This is a genomic window from Vibrio zhugei, from assembly GCF_003716875.1.
Classification (GTDB): Bacteria; Pseudomonadota; Gammaproteobacteria; order Enterobacterales; family Vibrionaceae; genus Vibrio; species Vibrio zhugei.
The window spans coordinates 65,069-78,900 of sequence record NZ_CP033077.1 but is presented as its reverse complement, the minus strand read 5'-3'; the positions used below and the strand labels follow the sequence as shown (position 1 = coordinate 78,900).

At 40.1% G+C, this 13,832-nt stretch carries 10 protein-coding genes and 1 pseudogene; 4 read left to right on the top strand and 7 right to left on the bottom strand.

What is annotated here, in order from left to right; all coding sequences use genetic code 11:
• Positions 1-109: 109 nt before the first annotated feature.
• A complete protein-coding gene (gene norR / locus EAE30_RS00415) occupies positions 110-1,660 on the bottom strand; it encodes a nitric oxide reductase transcriptional regulator NorR (protein WP_123014955.1) in 1,551 nt (516 codons plus the stop codon).
• A gap of 198 nt (positions 1,661-1,858) precedes the next feature.
• Between norR and EAE30_RS00410 the strand changes: the two genes are divergently transcribed.
• The 4 genes from EAE30_RS00410 to EAE30_RS00395 all read left to right on the top strand — a co-directional run bounded on the left by EAE30_RS00410 (position 1,859) and on the right by EAE30_RS00395 (position 8,125).
• Positions 1,859-2,632 (top strand): ferredoxin--NADP reductase, encoded by a 774-nt coding sequence (locus EAE30_RS00410; RefSeq protein WP_123014165.1) that lies wholly within the window; start codon positions 1,859-1,861, stop codon positions 2,630-2,632.
• A 320-nt stretch (positions 2,633-2,952) separates the two neighbouring features.
• Positions 2,953-3,570 carry a TetR/AcrR family transcriptional regulator gene (locus EAE30_RS00405; RefSeq protein ID WP_123014164.1) on the top strand — a complete coding sequence of 206 codons (618 nt, stop codon included), beginning with the start codon at positions 2,953-2,955 and terminating at the stop codon, positions 3,568-3,570.
• 62 nt (positions 3,571-3,632) lie between these two features.
• Complete coding sequence (locus EAE30_RS00400) at positions 3,633-5,003, top strand: efflux RND transporter periplasmic adaptor subunit (RefSeq protein WP_123014163.1); 1,371 nt, start codon at positions 3,633-3,635, stop codon at positions 5,001-5,003.
• Entirely contained in the window at positions 5,000-8,125 is a 3,126-nt protein-coding gene (locus tag EAE30_RS00395) for an efflux RND transporter permease subunit (RefSeq protein WP_123014162.1), read from the top strand. Before EAE30_RS00400 ends, EAE30_RS00395 begins: the two co-directional genes overlap by 4 nt.
• 704 nt (positions 8,126-8,829) lie before the next feature.
• Here the strand turns inward: EAE30_RS00395 and EAE30_RS00385 are convergent.
• The 6 genes and pseudogenes from EAE30_RS00385 to EAE30_RS00360 all read right to left on the bottom strand — a co-directional run bounded on the left by EAE30_RS00385 (position 8,830) and on the right by EAE30_RS00360 (position 13,734).
• Positions 8,830-9,354 carry a hypothetical protein gene (locus EAE30_RS00385; RefSeq protein WP_123014160.1) on the bottom strand — a complete coding sequence of 175 codons (525 nt, stop codon included), beginning with the start codon at positions 9,352-9,354 and terminating at the stop codon, positions 8,830-8,832.
• Between the two features lie 4 nt (positions 9,355-9,358).
• A pseudogene (locus EAE30_RS00380) lies at positions 9,359-9,823 on the bottom strand (RNA polymerase sigma factor); the annotation flags it as partial.
• 174 nt (positions 9,824-9,997) lie between these two features.
• Positions 9,998-10,591, bottom strand: coding sequence for a DUF6448 family protein (locus tag EAE30_RS00375; RefSeq protein ID WP_123014158.1), 594 nt, complete (start codon positions 10,589-10,591; stop codon positions 9,998-10,000).
• 150 nt (positions 10,592-10,741) lie between these two features.
• Positions 10,742-11,557 carry a GGDEF domain-containing protein gene (locus EAE30_RS00370; RefSeq protein WP_123014157.1) on the bottom strand — a complete coding sequence of 272 codons (816 nt, stop codon included), beginning with the start codon at positions 11,555-11,557 and terminating at the stop codon, positions 10,742-10,744.
• A 253-nt stretch (positions 11,558-11,810) separates the two neighbouring features.
• On the bottom strand, positions 11,811-12,977 hold the full coding sequence (locus EAE30_RS00365; RefSeq protein ID WP_123014156.1) for a methyl-accepting chemotaxis protein: 1,167 nt from the start codon (positions 12,975-12,977) through the stop codon (positions 11,811-11,813).
• Between the two features lie 25 nt (positions 12,978-13,002).
• Positions 13,003-13,734: an EAL domain-containing protein gene (locus EAE30_RS00360; RefSeq protein WP_123014155.1), complete on the bottom strand. Its 732-nt coding sequence runs from the start codon at positions 13,732-13,734 to the stop codon at positions 13,003-13,005.
• Between the last annotated feature and the right edge of the window lie 98 nt (positions 13,735-13,832).

Below are 13,832 nucleotides of genomic sequence, written 5' to 3'. Positions count from 1 at the left end.
TGATACTTATTGATTAAAAACCACTAGCTATCATATTGACAATAACAAGTCATTGTCAATGCGATAATTAACTGTCTTAATGATAACTCTGTAATTCTATGTCTAACTGCTATTTTAAGTTTAAACGCTTCATCAACCTGTGTAGGTTTGGTGAATTAACTTTGAGTTGCTTTGCCGTTGCGCTTAGATTTTTGTCATTTTCTAGGTAGGCACTTTGCACCAATTGTGTCTGAAAATTATCGACGGCTTCTTTCAATCCCAAATGGCGGTATTCACTCATAATAGTTTGACTAGAATCTTCTGTTACATAGCCTGTGGATTGAGCCGCTACCACTTCGCCCGAGAAATTGAAATGGTGCGGTAACAGGGTAATCTGCTCTGACTGATTTTCAGATTTAGCGATTACTGAAGCTCTGTTTATCGCATGTTCCAGCTCACGAACATTCCCGGGCCAAGTGTAGTTCTGAATTACATTCAAAGTCGTCGCATCGAGATTAATATTCGTGACACCTAACTTATGCGCGCATCGTTCTGCAAAAAAACCGGCCAAGAGTACTATATCTTTTTCGCGCTCGCGTAACGGTGGCACAAATAGCGGAAAAACACTCAAACGATGATATAGATCTGATCTGAAGTTACCTTCTTTAACTTCCTCATGCATCACCCTATTCGTAGCAGCAATGATTCGGACGTTTACCTTGATATTTTTATCCTCACCCACCCGCTGTATGTCACCATATTGAAGGGCTCGAAGCAGTTTGGCCTGTAACGGAAGCGACAGCTCACCAATTTCATCCAAAAACAGTGTTCCTTGATCCGCTAATTCAAATTTGCCTTTGCGGTTACTTATTGCACCGGTAAAGGCCCCTTTAATATGCCCAAACAACTCACTTTCCGCGACAGACTCCGGTAGTGCTGCGCAATTCAGATAGACAAGTGGGTTGTCCGAGCGCCCAGAATGGCTATGAAGCGCATGCGCCACCAATTCTTTACCTACGCCTGTTTCACCCATAACCAGTACAGAGAGGTCGGTATCTGCGACCGCATCAATCTGAGATTTTAGCTCCAGCATTGAACGAGATTGACCAATAATTTCTCCTTGCTGGCTTAAATTTCGGGAACGTCTTGGTGTGTTCACCTCGACTCCCGCGGTTCTCTCTAACTGTTCCATCAATAGCGCAGTATTCAGACTGCTGGCTGCCAGAGCACTAACAATACGGAGATCGTCATTTTTAAAACTATCAAACTGAGTGGGATCAAAGGCATCAATGGTCACCGCTCCAATCAGGCGATCTTCCAGCATAAGAGGCAGCCCTATACAGGAATGAACTTTAAGCTCTTCATCATGGTTTGGGATAAGGCCATCATAAGGATCAGGCAAATCACTGTCTGAAGGGAAGCGAACTACATCCCCCGCCCGTGCAATTGCTTCAAGGCGGGGGTGCTGTTCAATATCAAAACGGCGCCCAAGGACATCTTCACTCAATCCATTTATTGCAAGAGGAACAAACTGTTGATCACGAAAAAGCAACAAAGCAGAGGCGTCGCACTTAAGTGTCTGCCGGATAGTAGAAAGTAACCGATCAAATCTGTCCTGATCTGAAATACCAGAGGTAATATCCAGTGCTACTTGTATCCATTCTTTTCCTACTTGTTCCATAACCATAACTCTTCCTCACACAGATTACTCATATGACAACAACTTTATCACAATGATAAGCATTGTGAATTATCAAAGTGATAACAAATAAGTCATCAGAACATTAATTTATTGATATTTAAGTAAAATAAAACTTGGCATTAATGCTGCTATGTGATCAGTACAACATATATTGATTAGTATGAAGGGAGAAAAGCAATGAACAACGAAATAGCAACGCTTACTTCAGCCCGAGTCACCAATAGGCAAGACTGGAATGAATCACTGTTTTCACTGACAGTGCATTCTCCGGGCACTAAATATAAAGCAGGGCAATTTACCAAGCTAGGGATGTTTGATGACAAAGGTGAGTTAATTCGAAGAGCATACTCAATAATTAATCATCCCGACGAACATGAGAAAACAGGCGATCTCGAATTCTTAATAGTAACCGATCCAGAAGGAAGTCTATCTCCCTTACTTCATTCACTCAGGACGGGAGATGACGTGTTAATTGGTCTGGAAGGTGCGGGTTTTATGACACTAGATGAAATTCCATTGGATGCCAGGGACCTATGGTTGGTATCGAGTGGAACCGCCATAGGTCCGTTTCTTGCGATGTTAAATGACCGCAAAATCGGATATCGATTTAACCATCTGGTTCTAGTTCACGCAGTCAGACATGCTAGTGACTTAGTTTATCAGAAAGAAATTAACCAACTGCTACAACAATATCCGGGGAAATTTAAATATGTGCCAATTGTTTCTAGAGAGCAAACATCCGGAGCTTTATCTGGAAGAATTCCGCAATTACTCAAGAGCGGAGAACTCGAAAATACCGCCTGCCTGCAACTCAATAAGAAAGAAAGCTTTATTTACTTATGTGGAAATCCTGAAATGGTTAAAGATACCAGCAACAGTTTAAAGTTAATGGGACTTCAAAAGCATCTTCGCAAAAAGACAGGTCAGTTTAGCTCGGAAAACTACTGGTAAGGAGTAACGTGAATGAAGTTTGTTATTTTTGTCATAAAGTACGGTATTGGCTTAGGTGGGCTTTTCTTTGGCTCTGCAACTCTAGATTATCTACCGTCTTTGATTTATCAGCTAATCCTGGAGCTGGGAATGTTTTGATATCTACGTTTTCCTATCTCCTAAAAATACGAACTATCTATATGATTCGAAGTACTTTTTCTTTATTACTCTGATCTCAAGATACTCACTACCCAAACATAAGCTATGCAGACATTTAAGGTAGACATTGTTAATGCAAAGAAATAAGATAGTAATCAATTACTATCTTTTAGGGCGTACTCATGCCAAGATCTAACAACTTAACCTCTATCGAAAGAAAAAAACGAACGGTAAAAACAGTTATTGAACTGTGTCAGGAGATAGAACCTGCTTCTATTACAACTGCAATCATCGCTAAAAGAATGGGGGTTACTCAGGGGGCTCTTTTTCGTCATTTCCCATCAAAAGATGCTATATGGGAAGAAGTTACTCTATGGGTATCGCAACAAGTCCTTGCCCTATTAGATCAAAAACTAACCGGAGCAGCTCAGCCATTGACTAATTTGGAATCAATGTATTTAGCTCATATAAAATTTATCTCACAGTATCCTGGCATCCCGAGGTTGATTTTTAGCCAGCTTCATAAATTGCAAACCTCTCCAGCTCAAAAAACTATCGGGTCGTTAATGGAAACTTATCAAGAGCGGGTAAAACAACAAATATTAAGAGGCATTAAGTTGGGAGTAATAGAACCAAACGTAAATATCAACTCTGCTGCTTCGATGTTTTTGGGAACAATCCAGGGAACGGTGGTGAAGTCATTCATTCAAACTGAAGACGCTTTATCGGCTAAATCAGCCAAAAGTATGTTCGAGATCTACCGTCGGGGTATTGAGCTCAATAGTCATAATGAAGCATAAAGCGCGTTCATATTCATATGAAATAAACAGGCCGCAACTTGAAAATCACCGGGAGCAATCAAATGAGATTTTGGAACAAAGCCAACAGTAAATCATTGATTATATTACTAGGAGTAATAATTGGAGCAGGTCTTTTTATCATAGCAAAAATGACCCAAAAAGGTCCGGAACACGACCCTTTGCTAAGCCCTCCTGTCTTTGCTTCTGCGATAAAAGTCACCCCTGCTAACTTTCTTCTACAAGCTAAGGGATTTGGCATATCCCAGTCAGCGGAAACCTGGAAAGCGATAGCCAACGTAGCGGGTCGTGTTGTATCTATTAATCCCGAATTGGAGAGTGGGGTGATCTTAAAAAAGGGAACGGAACTATTGAAACTGGACCCTAGTCGATATCAACTTGTTATTTCTGAGATCAAGGCAGATATCGCTTCCCTATCGGCGGAGCTGACACAATTGAATACTGAGTACAGTAATACGGAGGCATTATTATCATTAGCAAAAGAGAGGCTTCGCCTTTCAGAGAAAGAGCTTTCTAGGTTTGAGAAGCTAGCAAAAAAAGAGGTGATCTCTATATCTAAGAAAGACGAAACTCTTAGAACGACGTTAGCTCAGCGCCAGGAAGTACGGTCTCTTGAAAATCAAATGGCCTTATTTCCCTCACGATTCGAAAATCTGAAATCAAAACGACTTCGTGCCCTATCAAAACTCGATCAAGCACAGCTAAACCTAAAAGACACCGTCTTTCTGGCTCCATATGACTTAAGAATAAAAATAGTTAATGTTGAGCAACATCAATATGTAGGTATAGGGCAGTTACTTTTTTCAGCCGACAATATCAGTAAAGCAGAGGTAGAAGCACAAATCCCTTTATCCGTACTTCGGCGTCTTATGGGAGCTTCCTTTATTGATAAGGAACAAACTACAGAAGATTTGGATATATCCAGACGATTTAATTTCAGCTCTATTAAGAGTGAGGTATTTCTGGTGGGCTCACAAAATACCAAATGGCCGGCATCCGTGCAGCGCGTGGCTAGCGGACTTGATCAGAAGACTCGTGCGGGTCGAGTTGTCGTTTCTGTGAGTGAACCGTATCGTGGAGCTAACCTTCCAGTTCGACCTGCTTTACAGCCTGATATGTATGTCGAAGTGACTCTTTCAATATTAAGCCCTGATCCTCTTTTGGCCATACCTGTTTCCTCCGTTCATCAAGGCAGTGTATACCTTGTTGACGCTGACAATAAGTTACAAAGAAGAAAAGTTGAGGTGAGTTTTGTTCAAAGGGATTTAGCGGTTATCTCTTCAGGATTAAAACCAGGTGAAATCATTATAACCGACGATCTATTGATGGCTGTGAACGGTATGAGTGTGGCTCAAAGAAGAAATTCAGAACTTGAAGGCTGGGTTAAGAAAACATCTCTTGGGGAATCACTATGATTAAATGGTTTGCCAATCATCCAACGGCATCAAATTTATTATTGATATTGATGATTGCTATCGGTCTCTTTTCTGCTCCGAAGTTAAAAAGAGAAACCTTTCCTGATTATCGACCAGTAGAGGTTAGCATTGAGGTGGTTTATAGAGGAGCAAGTGCGGCTGACGTAGAAGATGCAATATGCAGGAAAGTTCAGGATGTTTTAAAAGGTGTCGATTTTCTTGATGAGTCTACCTGTACTGCTCAAGACAATATTGCCAAAACCGTTGCCAAAATGCTGCCCGATGGTGACCCTATCCGCTTTCTCAGTGATATTGACACTGAAGTACGGGCTATTTCTGACATGCCAGCTCAATCTGAAGAACCAATTATAAGAGAGCTGCACAGAAGTGACCTGGTAGCCGCTGTCGCTGTTAGTGGCGACCTTCCAGTTATTCAGTTAGAGAATTATGCCCTACGCTTAGAAGATCGCCTGATGTCACTTCCTGGTGTTGCCAGTGTATCTATTCACGGTATATCACAACGCCAGTGGCAGATTGAGATACCCCGGGGAGTATTGGCTCAATACAACTTGACGGTGAAATCACTCTCCCGATTGCTGGCTCGCCAGAGTATCGACATGCCGCTGGGAACGCTGGAAACACAGAACAGTGATATTCAGCTACGATTTACTGAACAACGAAAATCCTTAAGGGAACTAAAGAATTTAGTCGTTGTGTCTTCCCCTGATAGGGGAGGAGAAGTGACTCTGGGTGAGATTGCGAAACTCACAGAGACAGGAGAAAAACCCGAAACCAAAGTACTGGTTAATGGTCAAAGAGCCGTTGTTTTGGAAGTGAGTAAATCTTTACGTGACGATGCACTTGATGTAATGGCTGAACTCTCTGACATGGTAGAAAATGAGCATAAGAGACTGGATGGCATTCAATTGTCTATTACTCAGGATATGACGAGTATTGTTCGAGATCGATTAAGGATGTTAATTGAGAACGGCATCATGGGTCTGATTTTGGTTGTTCTTGTCATGAGTCTATTCTTCAAACCACGTCTTGCCATATGGGCGGTACTGGGTCTGCCCAGTGCATTTATGGGAGCATTTTTTGTCATGAGCATGACGGGATTGACCCTGAATATGATCACCTTAGTTGCGCTACTGATGTCAATAGGTATCGTGATGGATGACGCGATAGTCATCACTGATAATATTGTCTCCGGCAGGGATGAAAAGCTCACTCCCGCAGAGATCGTTGCTAAGGGGGCAACTCAGGTTTTTCCTGGTGTCATGTCCTCTTTTCTTACTACCATCTCTGTTTTTCTACCTTTATCATTTCTTGCCGGTGAACTAGGGGCGGTATTAGAAGTACTACCCGTTGTCTTACTTGCTGCACTTTCAGCTAGTCTGATAGAAGCTTTTTTAATACTGCCCCATCACCTTAAGGGCAGCTTACAGGAAGCAGACAAGAAGGATTCCAAGTTTCGCCAACATGTGGATGCAAAATTTGAATCTTTTAAGGAACGTGTTGGTAAACTAACCGATAGAACTATTGAGTTTCGTTATGCCGCTCTGGCTATTGTTATTGTTATTTTGCTTGGTTCGGTAGGTTTTATTGCTGGCGGTCATGTTAGTAAGGAAGCCATGCCTGATATGGATGGTGATACATTGGAAGCCAGAATTCTAATGCCTCAAGGTACGCCATTACTCAAAACCGAAGCTGCTGCCAGAAAGGTTGAAAATACGATCTGGAAAATAAATGACCAACTAAGCTCAGAGAATGCAAAAGAGTTGGTAAAGCTAACCCAAGTGCGATTTAACTATAATCCTAGTGCCCGAGAAACCGGAGCCCATGTCGCAACGATTATCGTAGATTTACTTTCCGCAGAAGAACGAAGTATCACGCTAGATGAGCTAACTAATATATGGAAGGAAAAGATTGGTGATATACCGGGCTTGGTTAGCCTGAATATTCAGGAGCCAGGATTTGGTCCTTCGGGAATCCCTTTAGAAATTCGCCTTCAGGGTGAGAACCTGACCACATTAAAGTTGGCGGCTGAAAACCTCTCAAACTACCTGGAAGGTTATGTTGCTGTTTATAACATTCTTGATGACCTAAGGCCGGGTAAACCACAACGAATTTTTGAGATCGCTGATGGGGCTCTTAGTATGGGGTTAACGAGTGATGAAATTGCTTCTCAGTTACGTGCAGCGTTCCTTGGTGATATTGCCGATACGCAGCGAGTTGGACTTCAGGATATTGATATTTTGGTCAGGCAAATCGATAAGGAACGTATTAGTCTGGATGACCTGGTGAACCAGACAATATTGTTACCGGATGGACGTTACGTTCCTCTGGAGGAACTCGTTAACATAAAAGCCCAGAGAGAATGGGCGACGATAACCCGAGTGAACGGCAAGAGAACGGTGACTGTTCAAGCCGAGGTGGACGCTAAAGCATCCAGCGCTCAAAATATTGTCAATGATATCAAGCTTAAATGGCTCAATGATTTCCAAATGGAGTATCCGGAGATTGAAGTTTCTTTCGAGGGACAGGTAGCGAACTCAGCGGAAACCGGAGGCTCAATAGGACAAGGACTTCTCATTGGCCTTATTGGGATATTTGTCATTCTTTCATTCCAGTTTGGTAGTTATTCAGAATCTATCATCGTGATGCTATCTATCCCACTAGCTTTTATTGGTGCGATATGGGGCCATGTATTTATGGGCTGGTATATCTCGTCACCATCGCTCATAGGAGCAGCATCTTTGGCAGGGATTGTCGTTAACAACGCAATTTTGTTGATTCAGTTTATCAATGAGCACCGTGCTAAAGGGCTTTCCGCAGCTTCCGCTGCTGGTCATGCAAGCAGAGACCGATTGAGAGCTATTTTGATCTCATCGACAACAACGATTGTTGGCTTATTACCATTGCTGGCTGAAACAAGCACCCAATCAGCGGCAATAAAACCATTGGCTATTTCAGTTGTTTTTGGCTTACTCACTTCGACAATACTAATTCTCTTTGTTATTCCTGCTATTTATGTAATCTTTGATGACAGAGGTTGGATAAAGCACAGCGACAACAGGAATAGTTCAGAATGGAATGTTGCACAACAGGAAGGCAAATAAAAGTCGTTTAATAACAGAAATGATAGGCTTCATCAAATTCTGGTTAGGTCTGTCAAACCATTTTCGACAAGCCGATTTTCATCTTTGCATAGATTTACATTGGTAGAGATTACTGGAGTTATCGGGGAGTTAAATTGGGAGTGTTAAATTATAACAAAAAAGTGTTCGTGTATGATAATAGGCAGGTCCAAATGTTTAATGAAGAATGTCCCCTTTGCGGAAGTCTGAACCTTTCAATTACGATAATAAAACCTGTGTGGGGAAGTGAAGAAAAAGAGGTGCATGTTGTTTGCAATGATTGTGCTTGCAACGCTCCTTATTACTCTTGGAAGCTATTACAGAAAGAGAATAAAGCTGAAAAGGGCATTGACTGATACGCTCTCACTAAAATAAATCAAATCATAAGAGACTACCAGTGTGCAACACTTTAAATAAAAAATGACTACAGCAAATTTTATTTAAAATTTCGCTGTAGTCAATATAATTGACAGCCTAAATAAGAAATACCCTAAGAAAAAAGACCTGTAAATAATTCTGTGTAACTGCCATTGGTTACAAGTATTCAGCTAATCGGTCTTCGAACATAATCATAAAGCGGTTCAGCGATTGTTGAAAATTGCAATTATGCAATACTTAAATTTTTTACGCTAACCACTTGAACATCAAAAATGCAAAAATATAATATCTCAGCTAGCTAACTACTCTCATGCAAGTCTCCATTTCGCAACTGATTCAAATCCTATTATATTTCCAAGGAATGCTCCTATTATCCAGAATAGGGAACTAATGACAAAAACGTCTTTTCCAAAAATAGTAAACAACATGAAGCAAACAACGCTATATCCAAGAAAAAATGCAGACTTCAACTTACTGAGCGATCGAATTTCATTTTTTTTCAAAACAACAGCACTAACTGATGCTCCAATAGTTACGAAAAATAGACCACAAAAAAGATGAAATACAATACCTGAGCCAATAGCATGAAGACTATGAAAAAGAAAAGTCTCTTGCCCTATTCCAAATTGAGGACAAAGTGTAAGTGACATTAGACCAGCGCTCATACAGACAACAAGCATTTTTGCGTAGATTTGCCAGACTGAAGGGCACAAGTCTTTTTCTACTATTTGCAGAATAGCATCATCGAGTCGCGGGTTCGGAGATATAGGTTTTGTCTTTAGAAAAGCTACGAAATCTCTGAGCGTATTTCTCTCGTCATCGTTCATATTCATACAGTTATCCTTTATCTCTCATAAGAGATCGTAATTTTTTGATTGCTCTGCTTACAATCTGTCGAGAATTTGCCGTAGAGGTCTGCGTTTGCTCTGCAATTTCTCTAAATGTTAAGCCCTCATTGAAGCGAAGCGACAACACATTCCGCTGGTTGCTGGTCAAACAAGAGAGCTGGTCAACAGCTAATTCGTTGTAGTTAGGAGTATCAATATCACTATTGCTAAACTTCAAATGTTCAGTGTAAGAATCAACGTGTTTTTTATACGTTTCATGTTTTCTTGCATGATCTATTACAGCATTTCTTGCAATAGTAAATACCCAGGATAGAAAAGGAAACTCTTCGTGATACTTTTCCTTAGATGTGTGTAGCTTAATGAACACAGTTTGAAATACTTCTTCGGCCTCTTTCTCATTTTTTAATTTATTAAGGATAAAACCAAATATACGGCCTTTATGCCTTTGATATAGAGTCTGAAATGCTGATAAGTCACCTTAAGCATAAGCCAGCATTAGCTTCTCGTCTGTCACGTTTCTAGTCTCTCCAGCAAATTAATAATTGGGTTTTATTCCAGCATTAATAATATATGCCAGCAACAAAATATACTGTTGCCGGCCTTAAGTTATAGTTAGGCATTTAGGGGGTTAGTGTTCATCGTGGTGAGCTGCACCACCTTTAATTAGACCATGCAAACCTTCAACATAGTGAGTAAACTCAACATAACTTGCAATATATTCACGTCCCTCTTCTACGCTATTATCTGCCTGTTTCTGGTTGTTAGAAGCATGAGAAAAGCGCTCTCGAATACCACTTTCCATCGCTTTAGTTAATATTTTTACGAGCTTATCTACAGAGCCAGAATCCAATGCTTTGTCTGCAAGAGCAACCGCTGGGTCAATATCGACACCAGGTTTCAAACCTGTGTATGGAGCATCTTCTCCAGCTCGATGAATGCGAACAAGTGTTTCATAGAAGTACATATCCGCAAGTTCTTTTGACTGTGATGATTTGTCTCTGACTTTTAATGTTTTTTCGAATGCTTGTGTTATGTTTTGTTCTTCTGTCGGCTCAACCCACTTTAATAGTGGTGTCACATCGCCTTTGTCAAGTGCAACCTGAGCTGTTTTGATCACTGGTCCTTCCATTGTGTCACAGTGAGCAAAAGCAGCGTGTGAGGACGTAAGCATTGCTACAGAAATAGCAGTATAAGTTAATGTCTTTTTTAGTTTAGTTTGCATGAACAACATTCTCCTCGTATTAGATGTTTAGCGTTGTTATCTAATAGAACGGATGTGAAGCTCTAAGTGTGACAGAAAATTTATTTTTCTTTTAATTAATATTGCTCAATTCTATTTCGACCATTATCTTTTGCCTTGTATAAAGCAATATCACTTCGCTGTTGTATCATTAGCCGTTGCAGATGTGAGCCCTATGCTCGTTGTGATACGCAGATTCGTACTATTTGTTGGAATTTCAAGTAGTTCTATAGCCTTGCGAATCCGCTCTGCAATTTCCAGCGCATCCAGAGCACTAGTGGCAGGAAGTGCCAGGTAAAACTCTTCGCCTCCTACACGCCCAAAGATGTCCTCATCCCTTATCATACCTGACACACTCTGAGCGAATAACTTGATAACAAGATCTCCGGTTTGGTGTCCAAATTGGTCGTTTACCTTCTTGAAAAAATCAATATCGAAAAGCAGTAATGAGAGAGGCAAACTCTTTCGTTGAGCAAGGTTAAAGGCCTTCTTAAAATTATCAAGAAACGCTCGTCTGTTAAATACTCCAGTCAACTCATCTGTTGTTGACTGAACCCTTAACTTTTCCTGAAGTTCAATGATTTCAGTGATGTCCCTAATAAACACATAAATGATAGTTTCTCCATTCAGTTCTATGACGTTCGGACTAAAGTGAACATGAATGGGCTTTCCCTGTTTAGTTAGCCCTTTTACATGAATACCCTTGCCGATTAGGGGACCATGGCCGCGATTAACCTGAAATTTTCTAAAAGCTGTGTCTGCCCTTTCTCTTAATTCATGAACCGGTAGAACATCGTGAACATACTTGCCAAGAACCTCTCCCTCAGAGTATCCGAAAATGTCCTCTGCACTCTGATTCCACAAAGTAATATTCCCTTCAAAGTCAGTTACAATCACTGCATCAGTAGCGTTTTTGACAATGGCCTCGTAAACTCTGGTGTCTGTCACTTCTAACTCTCTTTATCTGTCTAGCGTTGGAAAAATATATTCATTATCAACAAGTGTAGTAGAAGAACCAAACTGCCAACCTCAAACAAACACTCACCCTGAGGGCTATTTTTGCTTTATCTTCACAGAGCCTTTGGAGGCTACATCTGATTTTAAAAGCTTATTTACTTTACCATCCGCTTGAGCTGAACGAGCCTTCTTGTCCTGTATAATGTTGAACTCAACAAACTTTATTATTTTCAATCAAATAGCCTTAACGTGTCTTAAATGTGCCCAATTGCTGAACGATTTGTTCAGTAACATTTCTCAATCTATAACCCTGCTTTTCTAACTCTTCACAATCTTTGGCATTTGATCCAGACAGAGACTTAAGCGCCTCAACTTCAAGTGAAACATCACTAACAAGCCTACTAATTTGGTGAATATCAACACTGTCTGTGTTGTTTTCATTACTAATAAGGTTCAGGATACCATCAATGCTACTACAGGTAGCGAGAAGCTCCTCTTGGCCTGCTTGCGTATGTGCAGATACTGATTCGATAGCTCCTGACTGCAATTTCATTTGCTCTCCAGCTTCAAGTACCGCAGTTGAGATACCAGCAATGATGCCGTTGATTTCATCAAGACTACTCTGAGTAGACGCTGCCAGATTTCTCACTTCATCAGCTACAACTGCAAAACCACGACCGTGTTCACCTGCTCTCGCAGCTTCAATTGCTGCATTCAGTGCTAGTAGGTTTGTCTGATCAGCTAGATTACTAATTACTGCAATAACTTGCCCTATAGAGCTTGTTTGCTCAGAAAGCGCGGTAAACTTACTCTGTAGCTCATCATTACTGGTAATATATTGACTGAGCTCCTGTATCATCTCCCCCATGGTTTCATTCGAGCGAATGATCCCATCTCTGGTGCTTTCAACCTGCTGCCGAGTCTCTTCTCCTTTATTCTGGAGTGCTGCCGATGTGTTATCTAGTACGTTAACCAACTGAGTAATCTCACTCACCCGTGTATCTTGCTCACCGATACGTGCAGAAATACTTTGGACCTTCCCCTTAAGATGGTCAGCAATACCATCTGAAGCACTTGCCTGTTTCTGGATATCTGTAAGTGCTAGTCTGACTTCTTCTCGAAAGCGATTTATCACCTCCAAAACCTTACCGAATTCACTGTTGTAAGTGCTATCTATATCACAAGGTACTGACAAATCTCTTTGTTCAAAGGTTTTCATGTATAAAGCTACATTCTTAAGCGAATCTACCCCCCATATTTTTTCATCAATGTCATGTATAACCAAAAAGAAAGTTACAACATATTGCAGTACTTGTGACACTGTTGATTCGGTAAAAAATAAGGCATTAATAAATAGAAATATAGCACCTAACCAGTGAATGGTTCTCATTCTTAAAAATAAAGATTTCATTTTAACCTCGGTTCAAAATTTAATGTTAATATTGCTGAATAAGAGTTTTAGGTTTTGAGAATAGAAAACCCTGCTGCATATTTACGCCAGCCCAATAGGTAAACTCAGATTGCTCTTGATTTTCTATTCCTTCAGCAACAACCAAACATCCTTTTGAGGTACATAAGCTGATAATTTCTTTATAGATACTGGTTTCCCAAAGGTTATCCGGAACATTTTTGATTAACTCTAAGTCCAACTTAATGTAATCAAAATCTATTCTACTTAACCTAAGCAAGTTAGAGTGACCGGAGCCAAAGTCATCCATTGCAACCTTAATGCCTTTACTTTGTAGAAACCTTATATTTTCCTCTATTGATTTATCTAAAAACTCATCTTCACAGATCTCTAAAACCAACTTTTTTATATTATTTTCTGATAGTCTGGATAGATATTTATCCCATAGCTTTTTAAACAATGTGTTGTCAGCAACTATCTTCCCAGACACATTAATCCATACTTTCTTACTTACATTGTTATAATGTTCATTCCCTATGAGCATGTCGATAACTTGCTGACCTGTAATATCAAGAAACAACTCAATATTTCCTTTTAAGTGGTTAATTATATCTTGTGTGGGAATTATTTCTTTATTATTAACTTTAAATGCCCTAGTCAATAATTCACTGCCATACACCTCTTTAGTGTTGGCATTTATAATATCTTGCGAGTACCAAACCAAGTTAATTGATTGATTGTTATAGTATAGACTATACATAATTACATTCACTTTTTTAATAATGAGTAGACTATATCTTCATCAGATAGTCTTAATAATATTTCATCTAAAAATCCAATTAATTGATAATTATCCGA

What these genes read in the sequence shown, in the direction of transcription:
- norR (WP_123014955.1), bottom strand. Translation starts at nt 1,660, where the DNA reads ATGGAACAAGTAGGAAAAGAATGGATACAAGTAGCACTGGATATTACC.
- EAE30_RS00375 (WP_123014158.1), bottom strand. Translation starts at nt 10,591, where the DNA reads ATGCAAACTAAACTAAAAAAGACATTAACTTATACTGCTATTTCTGTA.
- EAE30_RS00410 (WP_123014165.1), top strand. Translation starts at nt 1,859, where the DNA reads ATGAACAACGAAATAGCAACGCTTACTTCAGCCCGAGTCACCAATAGG.
- EAE30_RS00395 (WP_123014162.1), top strand. Translation starts at nt 5,000, where the DNA reads ATGATTAAATGGTTTGCCAATCATCCAACGGCATCAAATTTATTATTG.
- EAE30_RS00405 (WP_123014164.1), top strand. Translation starts at nt 2,953, where the DNA reads ATGCCAAGATCTAACAACTTAACCTCTATCGAAAGAAAAAAACGAACG.
- EAE30_RS00360 (WP_123014155.1), bottom strand. Translation starts at nt 13,734, where the DNA reads ATGTATAGTCTATACTATAACAATCAATCAATTAACTTGGTTTGGTAC.
- EAE30_RS00365 (WP_123014156.1), bottom strand. Translation starts at nt 12,977, where the DNA reads ATGAAATCTTTATTTTTAAGAATGAGAACCATTCACTGGTTAGGTGCT.
- EAE30_RS00400 (WP_123014163.1), top strand. Translation starts at nt 3,633, where the DNA reads ATGAGATTTTGGAACAAAGCCAACAGTAAATCATTGATTATATTACTA.
- EAE30_RS00385 (WP_123014160.1), bottom strand. Translation starts at nt 9,354, where the DNA reads ATGAATATGAACGATGACGAGAGAAATACGCTCAGAGATTTCGTAGCT.